Source organism: Sinobacterium caligoides (genome assembly GCF_003752585.1).
In the GTDB taxonomy this organism is placed as follows: Bacteria; Pseudomonadota; Gammaproteobacteria; order Pseudomonadales; family Sinobacteriaceae; genus Sinobacterium; species Sinobacterium caligoides.
Genome location: NZ_RKHR01000007.1, coordinates 166,977 through 192,696, shown reverse-complemented (window position 1 = coordinate 192,696; position 25,720 = coordinate 166,977). Strand labels below are relative to the sequence as shown.

Below are 25,720 nucleotides of genomic sequence, written 5' to 3'. Positions count from 1 at the left end.
TTTAATAAGATGTATCAATTGATGATGATAATAGCGATAGCGGTGACTCTGCTGCTGGCTGCCTCTGCTTCTATTGCCACGGTGTCGCACGCGCTCTTTAATCGGCAATACCGCGGTCAGCGTAAAGCGTGTTTGGTCATGTTGATGCTCGCCTACTTGACGATAATCGGTGAGCTGGCGGTCTACCATTTCGCCAGCGAAAGCGGGGGCCTGATCACGCCCGGCAGTTACTATTATATTGTGACCTTCTCCGCACCGCTTGGTGCCGCGATTCCGGTGTTCTTGTTTCTCTACCTCAAATCCATATTGAGCCAGCACGCGGCGCGGCGCGACCTGCTTCACCTCGTGTTGCCGTTGCTTTATTTGTTGCTGATGTTGCCTTATAGCGGTCTTAGCTTAGCTGATAAGCAAGCCTTCTTCCATTCTATTAACCAGGGGCAAGACGTCGCATGGCCCTTGTCGATGACGCCGACACGCTCGACCAGATTGGCTGTCTGGGCCATCTTCGGTCTCTTCTATTTGCAGCTCGGTTGGCGTGAATTACAGCTACAAGCTGATAGCGAGGCGTTGTTTAATGTTGCTGTCAGAAAGCTTTTGTTGCTCTTTGGTAGTGCTGTCGCTGTCTTGGTCGTCTTCATCATTGTGCGTTTGCCACATAGCATGACCGGCTTGTTGAGCCTGTTGACGGGGATGTTGGCGATCGCCACCAGTGGGCTCTATCTATATCATCAACGGGTCGATAAAACATTGGGAGCGATAGCGCGGGGGGTGGCGAGCGCTGCTATTTTACCGGTGGTGGATGTTGCGGCTGCTAGTGACGATAGCGTTAATAAAGACACTGCCAGTAAGGGGGCTACAGGTCATAGCGGTACAAATAAGGGAGCAAGTAATACGGCTGCCCCGGTGGCCGTGAAGTCGTATCGTTCTTCGGTGACGGAAAAGGCGGCCGATGCTTTAGTGCGGCGGTTAACTCGGCTGATGGAGGACGGCAATTATAAGGATTCGAAGTTATCCCTAGGCAAGTTGGCGCAGCAACTCGACACCTCGACACACCATCTATCGCACGCCATTAATCAGCACTATCAAGGGGGCTACTTTCAGTTGGTACACTGTTACCGGATTGAAGAGGCCAAGCGGCTATTGGCAGAGAGTACGCTGACGATAGCCGAGATCACCTACGAGGTGGGCTACAATAGTAAATCGGTCTTTTACGGCGAGTTTAAACGACAGACGCGACAGACCCCCAGTCAATATAAAAAATCCTTCAGGCAGCTTCCGCTGACGGGGTAGGGTGGCGTTTTATACTTATCGCCGAGTATCGGCTCGGCGAAGCTACCTGCTTTCTCCCTTGCTGTAAGCGTTAGGGCTTAATCCTCGTACTTACAGAGATAGCTGCTTTCAACGACGGCCTTCACTTGAAAGCGCTTGTTCGCCTCGACGATAAACGTCTCTCCCTCGACGAAGGTTTGGCTGGCTGCGCTATCTGGCAGGGTAACGGCTAGACGGCCGCTGGTGACGGTCATGTATTCGCGCTGAGCCGTGGCAAATTCATAGTCGCCAGCGGCCATGACACCGATGGTGGCAGCGAGTGTCTCGGTTTGAAAGGCGATCGACTTAACGTTACCCGCAAAATATTCGTTGGTTTTAAACATACGGCTTCCCAAGGTTATAGTGTTGTTCTTCTATCGCAAATAATGCCATAGATTAGCTTGCCGTGCATGTTCAGCAGTTGTGCTGAATGTCGACAAAGTTACCGAATCGTCATCTTGTTGATGACTTAAATCAAGTGCCATAGGGCTGGTATTCTATTAAGATATCAACAACTGATCGAATAACGATCAGAGAGTTAAGCATCAAGAGAGGGGGTGATTCCCCGCACCAACCTGCCCCGTCTGGGTAAGGTGGTTTCCTAGCTGGAGATGCGGCCGCACTGGCAATGAATCAGGCGCCCCCCTTTCAGCTGTCATTCGCCCTTGTTATTAGTGGGAAATATGAACAGCACCATCGAGACAATCATCTTATTAGAATATGGCCACGATTTAGCGGCTCATGCACAAGCGTCTCTCGAAGCACAAGGCTATCGGGTGATTGCTGTCGACCTATGTTGTGATCAGGAGCCGACGTTTGGTGCGGTAGAAACTGCGTTGATCGTTGCGGTGTCGCAGGCGCAGTATCGCGCCCAGTGCATCGCTGAGTCCCTAGACTGCGCCCATTGTGTCTACCTCGACCCGGTTGTGCCCGTTGGCGTGGCAAAGCCCTTTAAACCTGTAAGCGTATTGCTGACGCAGCAGTCGACTGATCAGGCTGTGCCAGGGTCAGCCTATGTTGAGCGTTATCCGTTGGCGCGCAATGCGGTTTATCGTTTACCGCTATTCACTGAGTTCTTGTCGCGAGCAAGCGCCACTAGTCGTCCGCCCGCCACGCAGTGTTGCTGTTGTGGGCGTGCGGAGGAAAATGAGGCAAAGTTGCTACAGAGCCGCTCTCGAGGATTGCTCTATTCTTCAGCTCAAGGGCCGAGCTTTACGGGTGATTGGCTGTTCTCCCAGCAAGTGATCGCACAGCGCCAGTATGACCAAGGGCTCGGGCCGTGGTTCTGTGTTGGTTGTTCAGGTTTGGCGACGTTACCGGCGGGTTTATATGGGCGAGCAGAATATGGCTGTCGAGTGTTGGCTGACAACGGTCTAGATATTCGCGGCATTAATTTGTCGCCGCGATTTGGTCGGCCAGACCAGGAGGCACAGGAGACGAAAGCCCCCTGTGTTAGCGATCGCAGGCAGAGTGCTTAAGCGCGTACCCTAGCGTATCGTGGTCGCGCTCTAGCGTAGTAGTAGTAACGGTATGGCTGTGTTGTGCAGTACCTTGCTGGTTAGGCTGCCTAGCAGTATGTCGCGGATACGGCTGTGACTAAACGCTCCCATGACCGTCATGTCGATATCATACTCGGCCTGATAGTGGCCAATGGCTTCGTCTAGTTTGCCTTGCAGCAGTGCACTCTTGACCTGGTGACCGGCTTCTGTGAGCTGTGCGTGAGCGCGTCGTAGGTGCTCTTCACCGTCGGCGCCGCTGCCGACAAAGATCACATGGCAGCAGCTGTCTTTGAACAGCGGGCTGGCACAGACCATCTCTAGGGCTTTTTCTGCGCCGCTACTGCCATCAAAGGCCAGCATGACGTTTTTTGGTTCGACGAAGTCTTGATTAACTACCAGCATAGGGCGATGCAGAGTTCTTAGCGCAGACTCGAGCTTGTGCCCGATGCCGGCTTCGCTGTCCTGGTGGGCCTCGCCTCGCAGGCCCAGCACCAATACGCGAGTGCTGTCTTCGAGGTCTACCAGGGTCTCTGCTAGGCCGCCATGGCGTTGCAGTATTGTGGCGTTGATGCCGAGCTGTCGACAGCGCTGTTGTGCCTCGGCAAGCATCTGCTTACCGTTTTCGAGTATCAGCTTTGCCCGCTGTTGCTCGAGGTTGGCGAGTTCCATTAGCAGGCTCTCGCGAGCCCCTAAACCAATACTGCCCGAGAGGTTAGAGGCTGCAGGCTGCTCGTTATTACAGGTGTGTAGCAGTTGCACCGGTGTGTCGATCGAGCGGCTGATCCAGGCCGCGTAATCGCACACGCTGGTGCTGCTCTTGGAACCGTCAATGCAGGCGAGTATGGTTTTTGGGCTGCTCACTAGTGTCCTCCTAGGACCTGATCAATCTCTTCCGGTTTGTCGTGTACGCCAAAGCGGTCGACGATGGTCTTACTGGCCTCGTTGAGTCCAATGACCTCGACCTGCGCACCCTCGCGCTTGAACTTTAAGACCACCTTGTCTAGAGCTGCTACCGCGGAAACATCCCAAAAGTGCGCCTTGCTGAGATCAATAACAACACGTTCCGCCACTTCTTTAAAGTCAAACTTATCGACAAATTTATCCGCAGAGTTAAAGAACACCTGGCCGTGGATGCTATACAGCCGTGTTTGCGTCTGCTTGTCGAAGCTGGTCTTGCTATACATGAAGTGAGAGATTTTGTTAGCGAAGAACAGCGCCGCCAATAGCACACCGACAAACACCCCGAGGGCGAGGTTGTGGGTCCAAACCACGACGATCACGGTGGCGATCATCACGATGTTGCTGGAGAGGGGGTACTGTTTGATACCGGTGATAGAGCTCCAGCTAAAGGTGCCGATCGAGACCATAATCATCACTGCGACGAGTGCGGCCATGGGGATCTTTGAAACCCAGTCGCTGAGGAAGACGACCATCAGCAGCAGTACGGTACCGGCAATGAGCGTCGATAGGCGACCGCGACCGCCGGATTTAACGTTGATTACCGATTGACCGATCATCGCGCAGCCGGCCATGCCGCCGATGAAGCCAGTGGCAATGTTGGCGACGCCCTGACCCTTGCACTCGCGGTTTTTATCGCTGGTGGAGTCGGTGAAGTCGTCGATAATAGTCGCCGTCATTAATGATTCGAGTAGGCCGACGACGGCCATGGCGGCAGAGTAGGGGAAGATGATTGCCAACGTGTCGAAGTTGACGGGAACCTCGGGCCAGAGGAAGACTGGCAGGGTGTCAGGCAGCTCACCCATATCGCCGACGGTGCGAATATCTAAGCCAACAAACATCGCGAAGGCGGTGCAGCTCAGAATGCAGACAAGGGGCGAGGGGATGACCTTACCGATGACAGGCACATAGGGAAAGAGATAGATGATGCCGAGACCTGCCGCAGTCATGGCGTAGACATGCCAGGTAACATCGGTGAGCTCGGGGAGTTGCGCCATGAAGATGAGGATGGCGAGGGCGTTGACAAAACCAGTGACCACGGAGCGAGAGACAAAGCTCATTAATTGCCCCAGCTTCAGGTAGCCGGCGGCGATCTGCAGGATGCCGGTGAGCACCGTCGCGGCCAAGAGGTACTGTAGACCGTGCTCCTTGACCAGCGTGACCATCAATAGCGCCATGGCGCCGGTGGCGGCAGAGATCATACCGGGGCGCCCGCCGACGATGGCGATGACGACGGCGATAGAGAAAGAGGCGTAGAGACCCACTTTAGGGTCGACGCCGGCAATAATGGAGAAGGCGATGGCCTCGGGGATCAGTGCCAGTGCGACAACAATGCCGGCGAGCACGTCGCCTCGAATATTGCCCAGCCAATCAGCGCGGGTAGAAGACAGTAACATAATAACCTTAGACAACTTGAGCCAGCTGCGGGGTACCCCTGATCAGCCAGTGAATGAATATTAATCGTTTATTTTCGCGCGACCTTAACAGCTAGCGCACCTCTAACGCAACTTTCTAGCGGGATAACATCACCAAAGCGACTTTTTTATCGCCTTAATTATCTCCTAGCCTTGCTCTGTTTTTGGGCCATTGTTAAGGTATTGCGACCAAATTATAGTCGTGCTGGCGAGCCAGCACCGTCTAGGCTGATATAAGCCGTGATGCGCAGCGTTGCGCATTTGTCGATTCATGAACAAACCAGAGTAGTGGCATGACAGATACTATCGATACCCTCGATGATGGTATTGAGCGGGTTTCCCTCAAACAATATACCGAGAAGGCGTATCTCGATTACTCGATGTACGTCATCCTCGATCGCGCCTTGCCCCATGTGGGTGATGGCTTAAAACCGGTGCAGCGACGCATTATTTATGCGATGAGCGAACTTGGCCTGAAGGCGTCGAGTAAGCATAAGAAGTCGGCGCGTACGGTCGGTGATGTTATCGGTAAGTTTCATCCGCATGGCGATAGCGCCGTCTACGAGGCGATGGTGTTGATGGCGCAGCCCTTTAGCTATCGCTATCCGCTCGTCGATGGTCAGGGGAACTGGGGCTCGCCGGACGACCCTAAGTCGTTTGCGGCGATGCGTTATACCGAGTCGAAGTTGTCGCGTTTTGCGGAGATATTGTTGGCCGAGCTGGGTCAGGGCACGGCGACCTGGCAGCCTAACTTTGATGGCACACTCGACGAGCCGCAGACGCTGCCGGCGCGGCTGCCTTACGTCTTGATGAATGGCACCACCGGTATCGCAGTGGGCATGGCGACGGATATTCCACCGCATAATGTCCACGAGGTGGTCGCCGCCTGCGTGCACCTGCTGGAGAAGCCGAAGTCGACGGTCGCGGACTTGTGTCAGTACGTCAAGGGGCCGGACTACCCGACAGAAGCGGAGATTATTACCCCGGCAGCCGATATTCAAAAGATGTACGAGACCGGTCGGGGCAGCATGAAAATGCGCTCGATCTATCATGTCGAGGAGGGTGATATCGTCGTCACCGCGCTGCCGCATCAGACCAGTGGTGCGAAGGTGTTGGAGCAAATTGCGGCACAGATGCAGGCAAAAAAATTGCCGATGGTCAGCGACCTGCGAGACGAGTCGGATCACATGCACCCGACTCGTCTGGTGATTGTACCGCGCTCGAACCGTATAGACCTCGAGCAGTTGATGAATCACCTGTTTGCCTCGACAGACCTGGAGCGTAATTATCGGGTCAATATGAACATGATCGGCATCGATGGTCGACCTAAGGTGAAGAGCCTGCTGACCATCTTGCAGGAGTGGTTAAGCTTCCGTCAGGATACCGTGCGCAGGCGTCTGACCCATCGCTTAGAGAAGATCCTTCGTCGCCTGCATATCTTAGAAGGTCTGTTGATTGCCTATCTAAATCTCGATGAGGTAATCCATATCATTCGCACCGAGGATAAGCCCAAGCTTGTCCTGATGGAGCGCTATGGGATTAGCGACACTCAAGCCGATGCGATCTTGGACTTGAAGTTACGTCAACTGGCTAAGCTTGAGGAGATCGCCATTCGTGGCGAGCAAGATGAGCTGTCGAAAGAGCGCGATATGATCGAGAAAATTCTCGGTTCAGACGCGCGGATGAAAACACTGGTAAAGAAAGAGTTGGTTGCCGCCGGCAAGGCCTATGGCGACGAGCGACGCTCGCCACTGGTACTGCGCAGCGAGTCGAAGGCCTTCACTGAAGAGGATATGCTCAGCTCCGAGCCCGTGACGGTGGTGTTGTCGGCGAAAGGCTGGATTCGTGCGGGTAAGGGGCATGATGTCGATGCCTCGGCGCTGAACTATAAGTCGGGCGACAAGCTCGGTTTTGCTATTCACACCAAGACCAATTATCCGGCTGTTATCCTAGATGCCACTGGTCGAGGTTATACTGTAGCCACCCATAGTTTACCTTCTGTGCGGAGTCACGGTGAGCCGTTAACCGGGCGCTGTAATGTTCCCTCTGGCTCAACTTTCGAGGGCGTATTAAGCGGCGCGGACTCGCAGTTGTATTTGATGGCGACGGATGCCGGCTATGGCTTCATTGGCAAATTTGCCGATTTCCAGAGCAAGAATAAGGCGGGTAAGGCAATTATCAGTGTGCCGAAGGGGGCGAAGGTATTGCCTCCGGTGGCGATTGACGATGTTGATAACCGCTATGTTGTCGCGCTCAGCAATGAGGGGCGAATGCTGGTGTTCCCGGTTGCCGATCTGCCACAACTGGCGAAGGGTAAGGGCAATAAGTTACTGGGCATTCCTGCGGCAAGGGTTGAGAGCCGAGATGAATTCTTGCTGTCGGCGCTCATTCTCGCCGAGGAAGATAAGCTGGTGGTACACGCGGGTAAGCGCCACCTGTCGATGAAACTGGCAGAGCTTGAGCACTACCGAGGAGAGCGCGGTCGCCGTGGTCACAAGTTGCCGAGAGGCTTCCAGAAAGTGGATAAGCTAACCATAGAAAGTGCTTAGCTGATATTCACGCGATAAAAAACCGGCCTAGAGCCGGTTTTTTTATGCAGCCATGAGGCGCTATTCGGGTTGCTCGTCAGCCCTAGTGAGCTGGCCCAGCTGATTGTCGAGCAGCTTTTGGTAAACCGGCGAGACCGACAGTAGCGTGTAGATATCGTTGTGGCCACTATTTACACGGGTGCGTTCTGCGATCGTCGGCTCTGCTAATAGTAAGCGGCTCAGCACGATCTCGCCGAGTTGGTTGGCCTTGGCAAGTAACTCCCCCTCGAATTGCTGTCGATATTGCGTGTCTAGCTCTGTCGGGATCGCCTCAGCGGCCGGGGCAGTGGTGAGCGCTAGGGCGATGTCACTGTGGTCGTCGGGGTTGGAGCTTTGCTCGAACAGGCTACGAATCAGCACGGCCGCGCAGAGTGCTTGAAAGCAGGCGTCGGTGCTGTGGTTGAAGGAGAGCACTTCGCCTTCGTGGCCAGAGTGATGCTGGCCGTCATAGAGTTTGGCGACCTTATCGATAATAGCCATGTTGTCGAGCAGCAGCTGGCAGTCATCTTCTTGTTGCAGCTGGATGGGCTCGCCTCGAGAGTTGGTGAAGCGGATGGCCAATAGTGTCGGTGTGCCCTCGCCATCGACGAGGTTGTTGCTATTGTCTTTTTGGCTGTCGATGAACTGACTGGTCAATAGTGTGCGGGGAAGTTCCTTTTGAATATCAAAGCGCTTGCTGTCGCGTAGACTCGCAAAGATCGAGTCGATGGCGCTGGTAAACTTTCTCGCGCCTAGATAGCTTGCGAGGTAGATCGCGACTAAGATCAGGCCATTACAGAGCCAGAACCAGAAATTGGGCAGCTGAGGCGGCTGAGGGGCGAATTCGATATCGATATATCCGACGATATTGTCTTGTAATAGAATGCTGGCGCGATAGCTGTGCTCGCTGCGCTCCTCACCAGCTTCGGCAACGACGGTATTGTTGGCGTCGTAAATGGAAACGTGTAGAGCCTGGGACCGCTTGAGAGTCTCTGCGGCCAGCACACGCAGGCCTATTCGGCTGTCGCTCAGCATCAGATTGCTGGCTGTATAGGCTGTTTGACTGGCCAGCTGGTTGCCGTACTGGTCTTGTTGGCGCAGATGTTGAGCGCTGAACTGTTGCTGCCATAGAGCAAAGTTGATAGCGAAGATGAGCACAGCGGTGCTCGTCACGAGGGTAGCGAGCTTATGGGCAGGGGCGAGTGACTGCAGGAATTTTACGACGCGCATGGTGATATAACTGCCAATTGTTGCATTACTGGGGTTTGGGTGGTGCTGCCTCGTTCTGTAGCGGTTACAATGGCAGCAGGATAATAAATTGTTCTCGAAAGTTACATCTTCGAAGATATTCAGATGATTAATAGCATATTTTAGGCGGTTTTGGCTATGAAACGTATTGTGTTGATCAACATTTCTGGTGCTGACAAGCCTGGACTGACCTCCACTATCAGCAGTATTCTCGCTCGCTATGACGTGTCTATCCTCGATATTGGTCAGTCGGTCATTCACGACACATTATCGCTCGGCCTATTGGTGGAGTTGGAGAATGAGGCGGCGAGTAGCCCAGTATTGAAAGATATACTGTTCAAGGCACATGAGCTGGAGGTACAGGTCAAGTTCTCACCGATTGATGATGAGAGTTATAGTTCATGGGTAGGGGGGCAGGGTAAGCCGCGGCACATCGTTACGCTGTTGGCGCGTAAGGTGACGGCGCTACATATTGCCAAGGTGTCGGAGTTGGTGGCGCAATACGACCTCAACATCGATAAGATCGACCGACTTTCGGGGCGCGTGGCACTTGATAGCTTTAACGAGCACGACAAGGCCTGTGTACAGTTGTCGCTTCGTGGAGTGTTAACGGACCCTGCTGAGGTGAGGAAGGATTTTCTGACTCTGGCTGGACAACTGGGGCTCGATATCGCCTATCAGGAAGATAATATTTATCGCCGTAATCGTCGACTCGTCTGTTTCGATATGGACTCGACGCTGATTGAGGCAGAGGTGATCGATGAGTTGGCTTACGCGGCAGGAGTCGGTGAGCAGGTTGCGGAGATTACCGAGAGGGCGATGCAGGGTGAGTTGGATTTCACCGAGAGTTTTGCGGCGCGACTGGCTTTACTGGAGGGGTTGGACGAGACGGTGTTGGAGGGGGTTGCGGAGCGGCTGCCAATCACCGAGGGAGCTGAGCGACTGATTAACACCATGCGTGCGCTCGGTTATAAAACGGCTATTCTGTCGGGTGGCTTCACCTATTTCGGCCGTTACTTACAGCGTAAACTGGGTATTGATTATGTTTATGCTAACGAGCTGGAAATTCATAACGGCAAGGTCACTGGTAAGGTGAGTGGCACCGTCGTCGACGGTCAGCGAAAGGCTGATTTACTGCAAGAGTTGGCTCAGCGTGAGCAGCTTTCATTGCAGCAGGTGATTGCCGTTGGTGACGGTGCAAACGACTTGCCGATGCTCTCTATTGCCGGGTTGGGGGTGGCGTTTCGGGCCAAGCAGATTGTTAAGGAGTCGGCCCGGCACTCAATTTCGACCCTGGGGCTAGATGGCGTATTGTATTTATTGGGCCTCAGCGACAGAGAGATTAAGTCCCTTGATTCGTAGCGGTCGCTAGCACTAGCGTCGACGATAGCTGCTGGATATCTATCGTCGATGGTGGCCTAGGCGAGGTCGGCAAACTCATAATTCATCTCGCTATCGGGGCCCTGCAAGTATTCACCTTGGATATAGCCGACACCGATCTGCCACAGGGTTGTTAGCATAGAGGCGATATTGACCTGGGGAACGATAGTGCCAACATCGCTGCTAGCTAGGCTTCGTACTAATTCTTTTAGTTTTTGGCGCTCGTCGTCGTCACCGAGATGCTCGGAGACTTGGTCGGCTAGGCGTACAAAGTCGGCTTTAATATGCTTGAGAATATTGCCATTACTAAAGTGGGAGATTGAGAGGCGTAGGTGGTGTTTTTTCAGTGCGGAGAATAAGTGTTGTGTCGAGGTAATTGCGTCGCTTGCCGCATGCTCAGTGATTTGGAAAACCAATGCCTCGGCAGGGATGTCGGCAGCTTTGAGAATGATGCTAAGCCAATCCCCGAGTTCCGCATCTTTTAGGGCGCTCGATGAGAGGTTGATAAATAGTCGCGTGTCAGCCCCTCTGTTCGCTCGCTGTGCACTGAGAGCCTTGCTGGTCTCCATGATGATCCAGCGATCTAGTTTCGACTCGCCGCCCTGAAAGAAGCGTGCTCCACAGTGTTCTAAGCTTTCGTCGAGTTGATAGCTAGCTTCATAGTATTCGCCAGTATCACCGCGCAGGCTGACAATAGGTTGGTAGTGAATGTTGATGCCACCATTGTCGACGAAGCTATTGAGGTCAATATTGTCGTCAAGAATATCCACTTCGACGGTAGGTGGTGTGTAAATAGCAATTAGGTTATCGCTTCGTTTCGCCTCGATGGCAGCAGTAAAACAGTGGTCGATAATCGTTTGCGCGCTGTCACCGTTCCGTGCGGCGATAGAGCAAATACCACCGTGGCCAGATAGAGCGTAAGTTCTCCCGTCGTGTTCAAAAACCTGCTCTGCGGCGCTGGAGAGTAGTTGATCGAGGTGCCTCTGCAGTTTATCCGCAGCTAACTCGATACTGAATAGGAGGCCGTAATCGCCGAGACGAATGGGGAGAAGTTGTTTTTGTTCACAGTAATCAGAGAACTGTTCGAGTAGCGCTTCGCTCACCTCGTAGCCTGCTGTAGCCTGAATCTCCTCTAGGTTGAGCTGAATGAGAGCCGTAGAGCTGTCGATAAGCTTCGCATTGACTCGCTCTTGAGCTGTGCTGACGCTCGTCAAGGCTTGCTGGGGGGCCGAGTTGGCGGCGGTTAAGTTGGCGGCAGTGCTGGTGTCGGTAGATCCCGTCTGCTGCCTGATGAGTATCTGGGTGCAGGATTCGCCTTCGTAGGTAGCTGCTGACAACTGCATGCACACATCAAACTCGCTCTCATCTTCCTTGAGCGCTTTTAGAGAGAGTTGCTGTTCTGTCTCGGTGCTGCTGCTGTAGCGCTTCAAAAAGGTCTTAAAGAGGTCTTGCTGGTCGTCGGCGATGAGGTCGATGATAGGGAGGCAGTCGAATTCATCGATATCGTTATAGCCAAAGAGCTTTGCGTAGGCTTCGTTGACGTGAATATGCATGCCATCGGTGATATAGGCAATAGCATCTTTGGAGTTCTCGAGTAATAGTTCGTAACGTTCTTTAATTTCTGCGAATTCTTCCAGCATATTCTGGTGAGTGAGGCGTTGGCGGTGATGCTCAATCTCACGTAGGGCGCTGTGCAGCAGGTGTTGTTGGTTGGAGTCGCGAATAATATCACTGGCGCCGATGGTGAAGGCTTGCTCTAACTCGGTATCGGAGGTGTGTTCGGGGAGGATTAGCAGCGAGGGGACTTTTAAGTTGTTGTCACTGCTGTTGATAATAGAGAGTGCCTGCTCGATGCTTAATTCAGGGTGTTTGTTGTCGCTAATAAGCAGGTCCCAGTTCTGCTCGCGGAGCGCCTGATGCAGATCGGCTTCACTGTCGAGCTTCTTGGCTCTTGCTGCGTGACCAGAATTACGGAACAGGCTGATGATGGATTCTGCGTCGTTCTGCGTCTGGTAGAGCATGAGTAACTTGAAATTGTTATTGCTATTCATAGGGTGCTATATATCGAGGCAAATAGTACGTTCTGTGGAGCAGGGCAGTAGAGTTGACCCATCACTATTGAGTCGCTCACTGTAGAGGCTGCTTGATAAGCCAAGATTACAGTGTCTTCCATAATATGTCGAAGCCGTCTTTGTTTTGAGTGTGATCGACATCACGCTCAGCGTGGTTTGATGGCCTTGTCGATTTATGGGTGGCGCTATATTCGAATTGATTGATGGAGCCGGTCGCAGCAACGCGCTCGTTGAGCTTTATGGTCAGGGCGTCAGAATCATTGAACAACTCTAACTTGGCGTCTGTTGAAAAAGTTATCGGTGGCGTGATGATCGTGGCAGCTTGATTGATGAGCTTAATTTCCGGCAGCATGAGCACTCTCATGTAAGAGGAGGGGGCGCCGACTTTAGGGATCATGCGCCCGACGTAAGCGGTGCATGCAGGGCTTAACAGCTCAATGCCGAGCTGAGTTGGTTGATGCTCAGAGCGTTTAACCCAGCGCACAATAGCCACGCTTGGGCAGGTGTGCTGACTTTCTCTGACGGCTAATATTTCGCCGGTTTTAATATGAGTGTGGAGGTTCTCTGGCCAGGCAATGCAATAACCGCCGGGGCTAACATTGCTCATCGGTAGCAGGTGTTCAGGGTACTCGTTTATCTTTATGGCCGCTGTTTGAGAGGCGGCAAGCTCAGCATCCTGTCTCTCTTGAATCACCTTGTCGATATTGCTGCAAGAAATGTTGCTCGCGCCATCCTGCTCACCCTGGTAGATGCTTCCCCAGACGTCGTTGTTGCTGCCGGGACTTCTGGCAGCTTGATCTATGAAACGATTGTTGTTTTTAGTTTGTTTTGGCTGCAGTTTGCGACGCTGATGCAGCATCTGCTCAAGATTTCGTTGATTGGCAATTTGAAAGTGAGCTGGGGCCAGGCCGACGCAGACAAAGAGTTTGTCGGTAGAGGCGGCTCGGGTGTTAGTGCGTGATGAGAAGCTGCTCCAAGCGGCAATCAAATGTTGTAATAACGTATTGGAGAGCACTCCAGTGTTTTCGCTTTTTAGCTGTCTGCTGAGCTTCCCGGTCAGTTGCTGGGTATCTAGACAGAGGCTGCTAACGTGTTTGGAGGGCTTTAGTAGGGCACCGAAACAGGGGGGATGGTCACTGTAAAGAGCGACGATAAGTTGATCGTTGCTATATTGATGAATCTCTTTTAAGTGACACTCAGAGCTCCACAGGCGTAGCTGACGATAGATGACCTTCATTTCTTCTTGGCGCAGGCGGTTGGCGCTGATGCAGCCCAGTAATAGGGTGCGTTTGAAATTATCTTCAACGCTGCTTTGCTCGGTATGATCTTCGAGCGGGTCGCTGTGCCGGGCGGCGCTGAGTTGATGCTCTTGAGCAAAGCGATAAATAAGGTGTTGGCGGAGCCAGAAACCCTTGTAGACACGGTCGTAGAGCTGCTGTGAGCGCAGCAAAATCCCCCCTTGGTCGCTGAGGGCGCGGTGCAGAGCCAATGATTTCTGTAGATTGATCTTTTTCTTACTGCCAAGGAGAAAGTTAGACTGTTGCTTGGCGGTGGCGACTAATAGGTAGCCGGTACTGAGCCGTTGTTGGATGGCATGAGCGAGCTTGGCGACCTGTCTCGCTTGCTTGGGCAAAACAGCAGGCTGATTGAGGAAGTGTTTCGAAAGCGCCTGGCTGGCGTAATGTGCTTCGGGGCGGATGAGCTCCATAAGCTCCATTCGCAGGTTGGTAGAGAGTTTTAGGTGATTGATCTCATCCAGTGCTTTGTAGAGCAGGCGGCTTGTTTCACCGAGGTTTGCTTTCGGTAGTTGGTCGAGCCAGGACTTCAGTGCCGCGGCCTTCAGCTGGCAGAAGCTAAGCGTCTTCGAATTAGGTTCAGGAAGGTTGAGTTTCTGTTTAATGTCCAACACCGTGTCGCTCCAGCCAGAATGTTATTCTTTTTGAGTGGGTCGCCCTTGACCCTTGTTGTAATCGCAGCTTGCTTGCTTTTTGATCTATAACTTTGTCAATCATCCGCTATCAGCAGGCTGGCGAGATCGGCAGTCCACTAGCTAGTAGCCCACTACCTTATAGGATAGCTCGATAGCTGGGCTTGCGCAGGCTCTGTACGATAGGGTTAACGAATTAGTGTCTTCGAGCCTTCGCCGGCTAACTCCTGCACTAGCCGAGGTACCATGTAACCGGGCAGAGTGTCGCGCAACTGACGGTGTAGCTCGATGGCTTCGTCGCGATTAATGTCGAAGTGCTCAGCTCCCTGTACTTTATCCAACAGGTGAAGGTAATACGGAATCACACCTGTTTCGATCAAGCGTTTAGAGAGTGCGGATAAAATGTTTAAATTGTTATTTATGTCACGTAACAATACCGTTTGATTAAAGATAATAAAACCATTTTGTTGCATTTTGTTTAGCGCCAAGCCCACGTGCTGATCGATTTCTTGGGCGTGGTTACTGTGTACGACCATGATCATTTGTAGGCGGCTGGCACTGCTCCAGCGCAGGAAATTCTCGTCGATTCTATCGGGAAGTACGATCGGTAGACGGCTGTGGATTCTCAACCGTTTGATATGTGGGATGTCACTAATCTGTTGACAGAGCCATTCGAGCTGGCGGTCACTGGCAGCAAGCGGGTCGCCGCCACTGAGGATGACCTCTTCGATAGTGGGGTCTTCTCTCAGGTAGTTCAGCGACTTCTGCCATTCTTGACGCGAGGGTGTGTTGTCGTCATAGGGGAAATGGCGACGGAAGCAATAGCGGCAGTGGATGGCGCAGGCGCGGGTTGGCATGAGTAATACACGGCCGTGATACTTATGAATGATGCCGGGAACAGGATTGGCGTTGAGCTCTTGTAGCGGGTCGAGTGAATAGTGTGGGTGGCTATTGAGCTCCGTATCGAGAGGTAGCACCTGCTTCAGTAGAGGGTCGTGGGGATCGCCTTTGTTAATGCGCTGCAGAAAGGCCATAGGGACGCGTAGAGGAAAAGCCTCTATAGCAGCATCTATGCTGGCACGATAGCTTTGTGGGAGCTGTAAGTAGTCAATGAGTTGCTGGCTATCGGTGATGAGGTTGGCCAATTGTTGTTGCCAGCTAGACTGGCTCTCATTGTCGATACTGGTTGCGATTATCGAGGTCATGATGGGGTTATCTATTGATTCGGCAGTGCCGAACTTTATCATTACATCATCGAAGGCGTCATAAAAATTTGTCGTGCGCAAGGAGTCGACCGACTTCTATTACAAATCCCGCCGTAGCTGGTGTAGTATAGCGCGCAATTATTGTAACTATTCTCTAATAGCGAGTGTACGTCGAAGGGGATTTTTGACGGTTACAGGCTTTATTTTCGAGAGATTAACTAGGCGAGTGTGCAACATGGCAAACTATTCAACCAGTGAGTTTAAAAACGGCCTCAAGTTTATGATTGATGGCGACCCTTGTAGCATCCTTGAGAACGAGGTTGTTAAGCCTGGTAAAGGGCAGGCGTTTAACCGCGTGAAAATTCGCAACTTAATGACTGGTCGAGTACTGGAGCGCACCTTTAAGTCCGGTGAGTCTGTTGAGGGCGCTGATGTGATGGATACTGATTTGGAGTATCTCTATAACGACGGTGAATTCTGGGTGTTTATGGATCCGAACAGTTTTGAGCAGGTGCAGGCCGATGCTCGAGCCGTGGGTGATGCCCATAAGTGGTTGAAAGAGCAGGACTCAAGCACCATCACTCTGTTTAATGGTGCACCGATATCGGTGACGCCGCCCAACTTTGTCGAGTTGGAAATTACGGAAACCGACCCGGGTCTGAAGGGCGATACTGCAAACGGCGGCTCCAAGCCGGCGACACTCGCCACGGGCGCCGTGGTCAGAGTACCGCTGTTTCTTTGTGAGGGTGAAGTGATTCGTATCGATACCCGTAGCGGAGAATATGTTGGTCGTGCCAAGAGCTAATCACTCAGCAGCTTGTCTGCCATCCACTTGAACGCCTGCCTTGAGCAGGCGTTCTTGTTTGTGTCTATAGAAAAGGTGAAGTCATTGAGTAATTGTGAAGATTGGCGGCCTACCGCCAGCATGGAAACACTGCGGGCAAGGGCGGAGTTGTTGGCGGCGATCAGACAGTTTTTTGCCGCTCGCGGGGTGCAGGAGGTGGAGACGCCACTGATGGCGACGACTGCGGTTACTGATCCGTTCATCGATGCGTTCGAAATAAAGCTTGGCGCTGGCGCAGAGGTGCGCTATCTGCAGACCTCACCGGAGTATGCGATGAAACGTTTGCTGGCGGCAGGTAGCGGCCCTATTTATCAGATCTGTAAGGCCTTTCGTCGAGAGGAAGGAAGTTCTCGGCACAACCCAGAGTTCACCATGCTGGAGTGGTATCGTCCAGGCTTCGATGAGCGAACGTTGATGGATGAGGTGCAGGCGTTATTGGCTTCGTTGTTGCACGTGACGGAGTTCAGGCGTTTGAGTTACCGCGAGGTGTTTGACAGCGCTGTGGGAGTCGATCCGCATCGCAGCACGGCTGCTGAGTTGGCGAGTATCGCCCGTCAGTATGCTGAATTTTCATTTGCCGACGATGCCCTCGATCGAGACGGTTGGTTAGATGTGTTGATGACGCACGTGATTGAGCCCTCGCTCGATCCGCAGCATGGGGTGTTTATTTACGATTATCCGGCATCACAGGCTGCGCTGGCCCAGGTGCAAGAGGATGAAAGCGGTCAGCAGGTGGCGAGGCGCTTTGAGTTTTACTGCGGTGGTGTCGAGTTATCCAATGGCTATTATGAACTGTTGGATGCAGAGGAGCTGGCGCGACGGGGTAATGCAGACAATGCTAAGCGCAGTGGTCTCAATCGCCCGGAGATCGCGTTGGATCGACGGCTGTTGGCGGCAATGCAGGCGGGCCTGCCGAGCAGTGCGGGGGTATCGATCGGTGTTGATCGGTTGCTGATGATTCAGCGAGGGCTCGCGCGTATTTCTGAAGGCCTTAGCTTTGATATTGGTAATGCCTAGCGGAGGGGCGTCGCCACGCAGTTAGCTGCGTGGCGTTGATGCATCGAACTACTTTAGCTGAGCAAACTTCTCGCCCATGCGGGTGCCAGTGTCGGCGGTAAAGTCGTCGAGGAAATCGACGCTGTCTTTTGGGAACAGCATGATGACGGTTGAGCCCAGCATAAACCGCCCCATCTCTTCGCCCTTCTTCAGCGTGACTGGCTCAAGCTGACTGTATTGAGTCGTTTTTGCTGTTTTTGGCGGTGGTGCCACTTGACCGTCCCAGACCGTTTCGATGCCGGCGACGATCATCGCACCGACCATCACCATGGCAACAGGGCCGATTTCGGTGTCAAACAGGGCCACGAGACGCTCGTTGCGGGCAAACAGATCGGGGACATTCTCCGCTGTGGCAGCGTTGACTGAGAAGAGCTGGCCGGGAACATAGGTCATGCTGTTGAGCGTGCCGTCGAGGGGCATGTGCACGCGATGGTAGTCGCGAGGTGAGAGGTAGATAGTGGCAAATTGACCACCGTCGAACTGCTCTGCAAGCTCGTCGTTTGCCAGTAGTTTGGCGGCGGAGTAACTCTGCCCCTTGGCCTGAAAAATCTGCCCGTAGCGTATTTCGCCCAACTGGCTGATCACGCCGTCGGCGGGGCAGGTGATGGATTTTTCGCCGTCGTCAATGGGTCTTGCCTCAGGCTTTAGCGAGCGCGTGAAGAAGGCGTTGAAATTTTTGAACTCGAGGTAGTTCTCGGTTTCAGCCTCGTGCATCTGTACATCGTAATGGTTGATGAAATATTTGATGAAGGTGTTTTTCACCCAGGGATGCTCGCTGGCGGCGATTTTTCCTACCAAGCGAGACAGCAGGTGCTGCGGCAGTATGTACTGGGCGATGATGAATAGTGTCGTTTTCATATTGAAGCTCGTGTGATGCGGTGGTTAGGTACGGCCAGTTGCTACAGGGGTAGACGGGTGGTTGCCCCACTCCCCCCATGAACCATGGTAAGCGCGAATTTTAGGGTAGCCAAGTAATTTGGCGACGAGATAGGTGAGGCCGGAGCGGTGATGCGACTGGCAGTGTGTAACGATATCGTGCTGTGGCTGCAAGTCGCGCTCCGCCAGCATGTCGGCGATCTGTTCGAGGGGCAGTAGTCGCAGGTTGCGGCTCTTGTCCATTAGCTCGGTCCACTCGAGGTGCTTGGCACCGGGGATGTGCCCCCCTTTTTGTGCCAGTACCTTACTGCCCTCGAACTCTTCGATGGAGCGTGCGTCCCAGATGCGAAAATTAGCGTCATCGAGGCTACTTGATATATCCTCGAGCTCGGCGATGACGCTGCGGTTAAGTTGTTGTGCCTGATAGCTTGAGGGGGGGATGGCCGTCTGCTGTTGAGTGACTTCGAAGCCCTCATTGCGCCAGGCAACGAGGCCACCGTTCAGCACGCTATAGTGCCGGTGACCGATGACATCGAGGGTCCAGATGAGGCGACCAGCCCAGCCGCCACCCTCGTCATCGAGCACGACGACGTGATCATTAGCATCTAAGCCGATACGACTAAATAGCTGGCTTAGGTGTTCATTGCAGGGGATCTTGCCTGCAGCGGGCTTGATGCCAAACAGTAGCTGGCCAGGGCTAATATGTACCGAGCCTGGTATATGGCCGCTGGCATAGTTTTGGTCGCTGGAGACGTCGACGATAAGCAGGCGTTTGTCGCCCAATAATGGTTGTAGTTGCTCGGGTTCGATGAGCAGGCCTAAGTCGATGCTGTTGCTGAGAGTCGTCATGCTGACTGTTATCCTTTTAGAGCATCTCGAGTGAGGCGACGAGATGGCGAAAGCTGTCCATTCTACGCTGACTGATGTCACCGCGGGCGACGGCATCCAATAATGCGCACTGGGGCTCGCTCTGGTGTTTGCAGTCGCGGAAGCGGCAGTGGCCGATGAAGGGGCGTATATCGCTAAAGCCTTCGGCAATATCGTCCTCGTTCATATGCCAGAGGCCAAATTCGCGTATGCCCGGGGAGTCGATAAGGTCGCCGCCGCTAGGGAAGTGAAAGAGCTTGGCCGTGGTGGTGGTATGTTTACCTTTTTGAGTGCTCTCCGATAGGCCACCAACAGGAATGTTCATGCCGGGTAGCAGGGCGTTGATCAGCGATGATTTACCGACGCCAGACTGGCCGACGAAGACGCAGGTGCTGCCTCCTAAAATCTGTTTGAGTTCGTCGAGTCCGTTTGCTGACTTGGCAGAGGTGTAGACGAGGCGATAGCCAATCTGTGGATAGATTGCCAACAGCTCCTCGAGCTGTTGACGGTTGTTATCGTCAACCAGGTCGGTCTTGTTCAGTGCCAGAATGGGGGTGATGCGGGAGTGCTCTGAGGCAACGAGATAACGGTCGATGAGATTGGCGTAGGGGGTGGGAAAGGGGGCGACAACGATGACAATATAGTCGACGTTGGCCGCGACTGGTCGCAGTTCGCCGCGATTGTTGGGGCGACAAAGCTCACTGCGGCGATCGTGGCAGGCGACGACGACACCGGTGGGGTTGCCAGGGCGCCAGGCGACTAGGTCGCCGGTGACCAGTGCGGGAAGATTGGCACGCAGGTGTGCCCGTCTGCGCTCGCCTGCGCTCTCGCCCTCGGTGATCTCTACTTCGACCTGAGTGCCGAAGTGGGCGGTGATCAGCCCTTTTTGCTCGGCGCCGAGTTGGCCCTCGTCGAGCTGTTCTTCAGCGACGGCGGCGCGCCGTAGTGAGCGCTTATTGCGCTCGTCTTGAACCTTTTCGATGCGCCATTTTTGACGCCGGTTGAGCTTACGTTTTGCCATGAAAGAGCTTTGTTAGTCGGTCGAGGTGACTATTATTATGGGACTGGGGGTAATTTGCTACTAGTATGTGACGACTCGTTGCTCGGGGTGAGGGGGAGTTATGCTGCTTTAGCGCACAGGTGGTACGCTTGAGCGTATTTTTATCACCTTACGGCTGCTGGTCAATTGTTTGATTTGTCGCTATTAATTATACTCACAGTCTATTCTCTTGGTACTGGTAGGTAGCGCATGAAGTGTGCACAGAATTTAGTTTGGATCGACTTGGAAATGACCGGTTTAAATCCTGACTCCGATGTCATCATCGAAATTGCAAGCATTGTCACGGATTCCGATTTGCGCACCCTTGCTGAGGGGCCTGTTTTTGCGATTCACCAGCCTGACAGTGCGTTGGCGGCGATGGATGAGTGGTGTACTACCCAGCACGGCAAGTCTGGTCTGACTGAGCGCGTACGCCAGTCGACGGTCAGCGTGGCTGAAGCTGAGGCGCAGACGCTGGCTTTTGTGAGTCAATACGTTGACGCCGGTGTGTCGCCTATGTGTGGCAACAGTATTGGCCAGGACCGTCGTTTTCTCGCCCGCTATATGCCAGCTTTTGAGGCTTTCTTTCACTATCGCAACCTCGATGTTAGCTCGGTGAAAGAGTTGGCGCGCCGCTGGCGGCCAGATGTCCTAGCCGGGGTACAAAAGAGCGGCAGTCATTTGGCGCTGGATGATATTCGCGAGTCGATCAGCGAGCTGCAGCACTACCGTGAGACCTTCTTCAAGATGGAGGGCTAGGCTCTCACTGCTGGTGTTGCTTTAGTGCCCACTCGACGTGCTCGCGTACTAATGAGGAGGGGTGTGTCTTCCTGCTCTTTAGAGCCTCGATCACCTCGATGCTCGAAGGAGCATTACCTAGTGCGACGGCGATATTGCGCAGCCAGCAGGCGTGGCCAATACGTCGAATCGGTGAGCCTTCGGTGTTACTGAGAAAAGTTGTCTCATCCCAGGAGAAAAGCCGACACAGCTCGGCCTTGTCGAGGTCGTTCCTCGGCTGAAAGTCGGCCTCCTCGGTATAGCGGGTAAACTTGGTCCACGGGCAGACGAGTTGACAGTCGTCGCAGCCGTAGATCCTATTACCCATCAGTGGTCGCAGTGTTTCGGGGATGGCGCCTTGATTTTCGATGGTGAGATAGGAGATGCAGCGCCGTGCATCGAGTTGGTAAGCACCGCGAAAGGCGTCGGTCGGGCAGCGTTCTAGACAGCTCTGGCAGCTGCCGCAGTGGCCGCTCTGCTGTGGCTCATCGATGGGCAGGGGCAGGCTGGTATAAATTTCACCGAGAAAGAACCAGGAGCCGGCGCGGCTATTGATTAGCATACTGTTTTTGCCAATCCAGCCGAGCCCGGCGCGCTCTGCGAAGGCTCGCTCGAGTACCGGCGCGCTGTCGACGAAGGCGCGATGATTGCCACCGGCGACGGCTTCGACCATCTTGGCGAGTTTGGATAGGCGCTTGCGGATAAGTTTGTGGTAGTCGCGGCCGAGGGCGTAGCGAGAAATGTAGGCCTGGTTGCGTTGTTGAAGGCGCTTAACGGTGTCGACCTCAAGGGGGCGATAATCGAGTCGACAGCTGATCACTCTGACGGTGCCCGGGTGCAGCTCGGCGGGTTGAGAGCGCATGCTGCCGTGGCGGGCCATATAGTCCATCGAACCGTGGTCTCCGCGCTCAAGCCAACGTTGTAAGTGTTCCTCGTGCTGATGGATGTCGGTGTCGGTGATGGCAATATCGGCGAAGCCCAACTCTTTGCCCCAGCGTTTGATTTGTTGGCTGAGGGCTATTAAGTCGGTGTTATCGGCGATGTGCTGTGGGTCTGTATGATTAATGCTAGGTCACCTGGCGCGATCGTGTGCCGCCCGCGTGTTTCGAGCTGGTCATTGGCTATGGAAACGCTAATAATAACACTATCCGCTCGCATCTGCCGATAGAGGGTCATGATGAACAGAAAGTCAGTTGCTCCGCCTTATTATTCACTGGCCGCACTCTGCAGTCTGGGGCGTGAGCTGCCGTTGTATACAGCAGAGCAAGCAAGGGCGATCGATGCGGCCGAGATTCAGCGCTTAGGCAGTGATGGTTTGCTATTGATGCGCCGGGCGGCAGAGGCCTTGATGGCTTTTGTGGTGGCGACTTACCCGCGGCAACGGATGAGTATTTTTTGTGGTGGAGGTAACAACGGTGGTGATGGCTGGCTCCTCGCGTTGTTGGCACATCGTGCGGGGTGGTCTGTCGAGGTGCTCAGTGTGGCAGAGCCTGGCTCGTTATCGGGTGATGCGCGATGTGCCTACGATGAGGCACGGCAGGCGGGGGTGGTCTATCGAGAGTGGTCTGGTGACGCTGTTGAGGAGGGGGTAGTGGTCGATGCTCTGTTTGGTTCGGGCTTGAACCGTCCTATCGTCGGTCATCAACTACGGGCAGTACGATGCATCAACCGATTGTCACTGCCTGTGTTGGCGGTCGATATTCCTAGCGGTCTCTGTGCTGACAGTGGTGCGGTGCTCGGAGACGCCGTTCGAGCCGACTATACGATGAGTCTTGTGGTGTTGAAAAAAGGCCTGTTGACGGGGAGGGCGAGAGCCTTTACGGGAGAGCTTCTCCTAGCCGCGCTAGGGGTCGACGAGGCAGTCTCCAGCGCACCTGCCTCACATTACACTGTAATGCCATTGCCAGTTTCTCTGCCGAGGCGTTCAGCTGTCGCTCACAAGGGGGAGAGCGGCCGTCTGGTGTTAATTGGCGGCAGTGCGAACACAGCAGGGGCGATTATCATGGCGGCCGAGTCGGCGTTGTTGAGTGGTGCTGGTCTGATTACCGTGTTGACATCGGCGGCGACGGTTGCACCGTTGTTAGCCCGCTGCCCAGAGGTGATGCCTGTGGTAGTGGAGAAGGTGTCAGATGAAGTGATTGAGCGTAAGTTGGCTTCTGCGGACGCTGTTGTCATCGGCCCGGGGTTGGGGGTGGACAGTTGGGCTCGAGAGCTGCTGTCACGGGCGTTGCGTTGTGCTGCACCGTTGGTGCTCGATGCCGATGCGCTAAGCCTGTTGGCTGAGTATAAAGAGTTGCGAGGGGTGTTGACGGAGGCGGCTATCTTGACGCCGCATCCCGGTGAGGCGGCGAGGCTGCTCGGTACGACGGTGGCGGCAGTGGAGTCTGATCGCTATGCGGCGGTGGCATCGTTGCGGCAGCTTTATCGTACAAGAGTTTTGTTGAAGGGGGCGGGCTCGCTGATGATGGCTCGAGGAAAAGTGGCAGTTTGCCCCTATGGCAATGCAGGTATGGCCTCAGGGGGGTATGGCGATGTGTTGAGTGGTGTCCTTGGTGCGTTGTTGGTGCAGGGCTTGGCAGTCGATACGGCACTGACTATCGCTGTGAACCTCCATGCCGCCGCAGCCGATCGTCTGGAGTCGAGGCAGGGGCAGGTGGGTATGCGGCCGACAGAATTGTCGGTGGAGATTCGCGAGTTGATCAATAGCTTAGTATCATGAGCTTTTTAATGTCGTTGTGGTTGGATGTGGAATGAGTGAGTTAATAGCCGGTAGTTTTTTGGCGCCCGATGAGTTGAAGCTATTGCAGCTTGGCGGCGCGCTTTCTCGCTGTGATTGTCGCGGGGTGGTCCTGTATCTGTGTGGCGAGCTCGGCATGGGCAAGACGACGTTTAGTCGCGGTGTAATTACAGGCTTTGGCCACAGGGGGGCGGTAAAGAGTCCAACCTATACACTGGTTGAGCCCTACGAGTTTAGCGGTGTCGATGTTTACCATTTCGACCTCTATCGACTTGGTGACCCGGAAGAGCTCGAATATATGGGGATTCGTGATTACTTCACGCCGAGGAGTTTGTGTTTGATCGAATGGCCGGTTCGGGGGCAAGGGGTGCTGCAGCGAGCGGATATAGAATTGACCCTCAACTTGGCTGGAATGGGTCGTGAGTTGGTGTGGCGGGCGTTGAGTGAGCGCGGTGCTGCGCTGGCTCGTGCATGGTCTGATTTGATATGAGTTGCCGATGTCGTGATGATCGTGGCTTTATTGTTCTCTTCGCTGGCGTTTCATTACGCAGTTCCGTTAGTCTAAGCGGTCTTACCGAATGAGTTCGTCGTAATATGAGGAGTATCGATGCCCGCTCAGAGCGATAGTCAGGGGCCACGTTGGTGGTCCGTATTGTGTGTTACTGCTTTATTGTTGCTGACTTGTACGGCGCAGGCAAGCGACGTCGTTGGTGCGCGTATCTGGCGTGCGCCTGATAGCACCCGCCTCGTTTTAGATTTGAGTGCACCGGTAGAGCATAGCCTGTTGACGTTGTCCTCGCCGGATCGTTTAGTTGTCGATATTAAGGGGGGGCGGTTGAAGTCGAGCTCGGTGCTAGCGAAGCTTGATTTGGCGTCCTCACCGATCAAGCGTATTCGTTCTGCAGTAAAGGATAAGCATGATCTACGTATCGTCCTAGATTTAAAGGAAAGGGTTAAACCACGCAGTTTTTTGTTGCGTGCAGACGACAATTTAAACGACCGTCTAGTGATCGATCTTTATGATCGAGCGACAGCTAAGGTCGAAGTGAAAAAGCCAAGTGTCAATGGCAAGAGAGACATTATTATCGCCATCGACCCAGGTCATGGTGGCGAGGATCCTGGGGCCTCGGGGCCCGGCGGCATTAAAGAGAAGAAGGTGGTATTTGCCATTGCTAAGCAGCTCGAGGCAATCCTTAAACAGCAGCCGGGTTATCGCCCGTTTCTGACTCGTACTGGGGACTACTATGTTGGCTTAAGCCAGCGCCCGGCGCTCGCCCGCAAGCAGCGTGCTGACATGTTTGTGTCTATTCATGCCGACGCCTTCTCGAGCCCAAAGCCGCGTGGAGCTTCAGTTTTTGCCCTGTCGCAGCGTGGCTCGACATCGGCGATGGCGAGACATCTAGCAGACAGGGAGAACCGCGCCGACCTGGCGGGCGGGGTGACGCTGTCAGATAAAGACGATGTATTGGCAGGGGTACTGCTTGATTTGTCGATGACGGCGAATCTGGATGCTAGTTTAAAAGTTGGCGGCAAAGTTTTGCGTGGTGTCGGAAGTTTTGCGCATTTGCACAGTAAGCGGGTTGAACAGGCAGGTTTTGCTGTGTTGAAGTCGGCCGACATTCCGTCAATTCTTGTTGAGACGGGTTTTATCTCTAACCCTGCTGAGGCGAGGAAGCTGGCGACGCGGAGTTACCAGCGTAAAATGGCCCAGGCAATTTTTAAAGGTATCGATCAGTACTTCACTGCTCATCCGCCTTCTGGCACCTTGTTGGCCGCGAAGATGAGTGGCCGCTCTAAGCGTTACACGGTAGTGGCAGGTGACACGCTGAGTGGTATTGCGCAGCGTTATAGGGTAAGCGTGTCTTCGCTTAAACGGTATAATAATATGTCCAGTAGTGTTGTTCGTATCGGTCAGCACTTGAATATCCCAGCATCGTAGCGGATAA

The 25,720-nt window shown here is 53.8% G+C and carries 21 protein-coding genes and 1 riboswitch; of the genes, 10 read left to right on the top strand and 11 right to left on the bottom strand.

Annotation, left to right across the window (positions count from 1 at the left end):
• Positions 1-21 precede the first annotated feature (21 nt).
• Complete coding sequence (locus EDC56_RS17310; RefSeq protein ID WP_245980740.1) at positions 22-1,290, top strand: helix-turn-helix domain-containing protein; 1,269 nt, start codon at positions 22-24, stop codon at positions 1,288-1,290.
• 77 nt (positions 1,291-1,367) lie between these two features.
• Here the strand turns inward: EDC56_RS17310 and ppnP are convergent, their stop codons facing one another.
• The gene (gene ppnP / locus EDC56_RS17305) at positions 1,368-1,652 is read right to left on the bottom strand and encodes a pyrimidine/purine nucleoside phosphorylase (protein ID WP_123713828.1); all 285 of its coding nucleotides are present in this window, start codon (positions 1,650-1,652) and stop codon (positions 1,368-1,370) included.
• 193 nt (positions 1,653-1,845) lie between these two features.
• Positions 1,846-1,951: riboswitch (SAM-I-IV-variant riboswitch) on the top strand.
• Positions 1,952-1,991: 40 nt separating this feature from the next.
• On the opposite strand from ppnP, the gene EDC56_RS17300 reads away from it, so the two are divergent.
• Positions 1,992-2,786: a hypothetical protein gene (locus EDC56_RS17300; RefSeq protein WP_123713827.1), complete on the top strand. Its 795-nt coding sequence runs from the start codon at positions 1,992-1,994 to the stop codon at positions 2,784-2,786.
• A gap of 30 nt (positions 2,787-2,816) precedes the next feature.
• Here the strand turns inward: EDC56_RS17300 and EDC56_RS17295 are convergent, their stop codons facing one another.
• Together EDC56_RS17295 and EDC56_RS17290 are read right to left on the bottom strand one after the other, a co-directional pair.
• Positions 2,817-3,668: a universal stress protein gene (locus EDC56_RS17295; RefSeq protein WP_123713826.1), complete on the bottom strand. Its 852-nt coding sequence runs from the start codon at positions 3,666-3,668 to the stop codon at positions 2,817-2,819.
• Positions 3,668-5,161: a SulP family inorganic anion transporter gene (locus EDC56_RS17290; RefSeq protein WP_123713860.1), complete on the bottom strand. Its 1,494-nt coding sequence runs from the start codon at positions 5,159-5,161 to the stop codon at positions 3,668-3,670. The genes EDC56_RS17295 and EDC56_RS17290 overlap by 1 nt, the downstream gene beginning before the upstream one ends.
• A 311-nt stretch (positions 5,162-5,472) precedes the next feature.
• Between EDC56_RS17290 and parC the strand changes: the two genes are divergently transcribed.
• Positions 5,473-7,728 (top strand): DNA topoisomerase IV subunit A, encoded by a 2,256-nt coding sequence (parC, locus tag EDC56_RS17285; RefSeq protein WP_123713825.1) that lies wholly within the window; start codon positions 5,473-5,475, stop codon positions 7,726-7,728.
• A gap of 60 nt (positions 7,729-7,788) precedes the next feature.
• On the opposite strand, the gene EDC56_RS17280 is transcribed toward parC, so the two are convergent.
• Complete coding sequence (locus EDC56_RS17280) at positions 7,789-8,976, bottom strand: hypothetical protein (protein ID WP_123713824.1); 1,188 nt, start codon at positions 8,974-8,976, stop codon at positions 7,789-7,791.
• A 156-nt stretch (positions 8,977-9,132) separates the two neighbouring features.
• Here EDC56_RS17280 and serB point away from each other — a divergent pair, with 156 nt between their 5' ends.
• Positions 9,133-10,356, top strand: coding sequence for a phosphoserine phosphatase SerB (gene serB, locus EDC56_RS17275; RefSeq protein WP_123713823.1), 1,224 nt, complete (start codon positions 9,133-9,135; stop codon positions 10,354-10,356).
• A gap of 56 nt (positions 10,357-10,412) precedes the next feature.
• On the opposite strand, the gene EDC56_RS17270 is transcribed toward serB, so the two are convergent.
• The 3 genes from EDC56_RS17270 to epmB all read right to left on the bottom strand — a co-directional run bounded on the left by EDC56_RS17270 (position 10,413) and on the right by epmB (position 15,659).
• On the bottom strand, positions 10,413-12,425 hold the full coding sequence (locus EDC56_RS17270) for an EAL domain-containing protein (protein ID WP_123713822.1): 2,013 nt from the start codon (positions 12,423-12,425) through the stop codon (positions 10,413-10,415).
• Positions 12,426-12,531: 106 nt separating this feature from the next.
• A complete protein-coding gene (locus EDC56_RS17265) occupies positions 12,532-14,355 on the bottom strand; it encodes a hypothetical protein (protein WP_123713821.1) in 1,824 nt (607 codons plus the stop codon).
• Between the two features lie 206 nt (positions 14,356-14,561).
• Complete coding sequence (gene epmB, locus EDC56_RS17260; protein WP_245980738.1) at positions 14,562-15,659, bottom strand: EF-P beta-lysylation protein EpmB; 1,098 nt, start codon at positions 15,657-15,659, stop codon at positions 14,562-14,564.
• A 154-nt stretch (positions 15,660-15,813) separates the two neighbouring features.
• Here epmB and efp point away from each other — a divergent pair, with 154 nt between their 5' ends.
• Together efp and epmA are read left to right on the top strand one after the other, a co-directional pair.
• Complete coding sequence (efp, locus tag EDC56_RS17255) at positions 15,814-16,383, top strand: elongation factor P (protein ID WP_123713820.1); 570 nt, start codon at positions 15,814-15,816, stop codon at positions 16,381-16,383.
• 60 nt (positions 16,384-16,443) lie between these two features.
• Positions 16,444-17,439: an EF-P lysine aminoacylase EpmA gene (epmA, locus tag EDC56_RS17250; RefSeq protein ID WP_245980737.1), complete on the top strand. Its 996-nt coding sequence runs from the start codon at positions 16,444-16,446 to the stop codon at positions 17,437-17,439.
• A 48-nt stretch (positions 17,440-17,487) separates the two neighbouring features.
• On the opposite strand, the gene asd is transcribed toward epmA, so the two are convergent.
• Genes asd through rsgA form a run of 3 tightly spaced genes read right to left on the bottom strand, consistent with a single transcriptional unit; the run spans position 17,488 to position 20,242 of the window.
• Positions 17,488-18,336, bottom strand: coding sequence for an archaetidylserine decarboxylase (gene asd / locus EDC56_RS17245; protein WP_123713819.1), 849 nt, complete (start codon positions 18,334-18,336; stop codon positions 17,488-17,490).
• 24 nt (positions 18,337-18,360) lie between these two features.
• On the bottom strand, positions 18,361-19,203 hold the full coding sequence (locus EDC56_RS17240; protein WP_123713818.1) for a sulfurtransferase: 843 nt from the start codon (positions 19,201-19,203) through the stop codon (positions 18,361-18,363).
• 16 nt (positions 19,204-19,219) lie between these two features.
• Positions 19,220-20,242, bottom strand: coding sequence for a small ribosomal subunit biogenesis GTPase RsgA (rsgA, locus tag EDC56_RS17235; RefSeq protein ID WP_123713817.1), 1,023 nt, complete (start codon positions 20,240-20,242; stop codon positions 19,220-19,222).
• Between the two features lie 228 nt (positions 20,243-20,470).
• On the opposite strand from rsgA, the gene orn reads away from it, so the two are divergent.
• Complete coding sequence (gene orn, locus EDC56_RS17230; protein ID WP_123713816.1) at positions 20,471-21,019, top strand: oligoribonuclease; 549 nt, start codon at positions 20,471-20,473, stop codon at positions 21,017-21,019.
• A gap of 4 nt (positions 21,020-21,023) precedes the next feature.
• Here orn and queG read toward each other — a convergent pair whose 3' ends face one another.
• Positions 21,024-22,079: a tRNA epoxyqueuosine(34) reductase QueG gene (gene queG / locus EDC56_RS17225; protein ID WP_123713815.1), complete on the bottom strand. Its 1,056-nt coding sequence runs from the start codon at positions 22,077-22,079 to the stop codon at positions 21,024-21,026.
• Between the two features lie 132 nt (positions 22,080-22,211).
• Here queG and EDC56_RS17220 point away from each other — a divergent pair, with 132 nt between their 5' ends.
• The 3 genes from EDC56_RS17220 to EDC56_RS17210 all read left to right on the top strand — a co-directional run bounded on the left by EDC56_RS17220 (position 22,212) and on the right by EDC56_RS17210 (position 25,713).
• A complete protein-coding gene (locus EDC56_RS17220) occupies positions 22,212-23,756 on the top strand; it encodes an NAD(P)H-hydrate dehydratase (RefSeq protein WP_123713814.1) in 1,545 nt (514 codons plus the stop codon).
• 31 nt (positions 23,757-23,787) lie between these two features.
• Positions 23,788-24,264, top strand: a complete 477-nt coding sequence (gene tsaE, locus EDC56_RS17215; protein WP_123713813.1) for a tRNA (adenosine(37)-N6)-threonylcarbamoyltransferase complex ATPase subunit type 1 TsaE — start codon at positions 23,788-23,790, stop codon at positions 24,262-24,264.
• A 117-nt stretch (positions 24,265-24,381) separates the two neighbouring features.
• Positions 24,382-25,713, top strand: coding sequence for an N-acetylmuramoyl-L-alanine amidase (locus tag EDC56_RS17210; RefSeq protein WP_123713812.1), 1,332 nt, complete (start codon positions 24,382-24,384; stop codon positions 25,711-25,713).
• Positions 25,714-25,720: the final 7 nt, after the last annotated feature.

What these genes read in the sequence shown, in the direction of transcription:
- parC (WP_123713825.1), top strand. Translation starts at nt 5,473, where the DNA reads ATGACAGATACTATCGATACCCTCGATGATGGTATTGAGCGGGTTTCC.
- EDC56_RS17300 (WP_123713827.1), top strand. Translation starts at nt 1,992, where the DNA reads ATGAACAGCACCATCGAGACAATCATCTTATTAGAATATGGCCACGAT.
- ppnP (WP_123713828.1), bottom strand. Translation starts at nt 1,652, where the DNA reads ATGTTTAAAACCAACGAATATTTTGCGGGTAACGTTAAGTCGATCGCC.
- EDC56_RS17220 (WP_123713814.1), top strand. Translation starts at nt 22,212, where the DNA reads ATGATGAACAGAAAGTCAGTTGCTCCGCCTTATTATTCACTGGCCGCA.
- orn (WP_123713816.1), top strand. Translation starts at nt 20,471, where the DNA reads ATGAAGTGTGCACAGAATTTAGTTTGGATCGACTTGGAAATGACCGGT.
- EDC56_RS17290 (WP_123713860.1), bottom strand. Translation starts at nt 5,161, where the DNA reads ATGTTACTGTCTTCTACCCGCGCTGATTGGCTGGGCAATATTCGAGGC.
- serB (WP_123713823.1), top strand. Translation starts at nt 9,133, where the DNA reads ATGAAACGTATTGTGTTGATCAACATTTCTGGTGCTGACAAGCCTGGA.
- asd (WP_123713819.1), bottom strand. Translation starts at nt 18,336, where the DNA reads ATGAAAACGACACTATTCATCATCGCCCAGTACATACTGCCGCAGCAC.
- efp (WP_123713820.1), top strand. Translation starts at nt 15,814, where the DNA reads ATGGCAAACTATTCAACCAGTGAGTTTAAAAACGGCCTCAAGTTTATG.
- EDC56_RS17210 (WP_123713812.1), top strand. Translation starts at nt 24,382, where the DNA reads ATGCCCGCTCAGAGCGATAGTCAGGGGCCACGTTGGTGGTCCGTATTG.
- EDC56_RS17270 (WP_123713822.1), bottom strand. Translation starts at nt 12,425, where the DNA reads ATGAATAGCAATAACAATTTCAAGTTACTCATGCTCTACCAGACGCAG.
- rsgA (WP_123713817.1), bottom strand. Translation starts at nt 20,242, where the DNA reads ATGGCAAAACGTAAGCTCAACCGGCGTCAAAAATGGCGCATCGAAAAG.
- EDC56_RS17310 (WP_245980740.1), top strand. Translation starts at nt 22, where the DNA reads ATGATGATAATAGCGATAGCGGTGACTCTGCTGCTGGCTGCCTCTGCT.
- EDC56_RS17240 (WP_123713818.1), bottom strand. Translation starts at nt 19,203, where the DNA reads ATGACGACTCTCAGCAACAGCATCGACTTAGGCCTGCTCATCGAACCC.
- EDC56_RS17280 (WP_123713824.1), bottom strand. Translation starts at nt 8,976, where the DNA reads ATGCGCGTCGTAAAATTCCTGCAGTCACTCGCCCCTGCCCATAAGCTC.
- tsaE (WP_123713813.1), top strand. Translation starts at nt 23,788, where the DNA reads ATGAGTGAGTTAATAGCCGGTAGTTTTTTGGCGCCCGATGAGTTGAAG.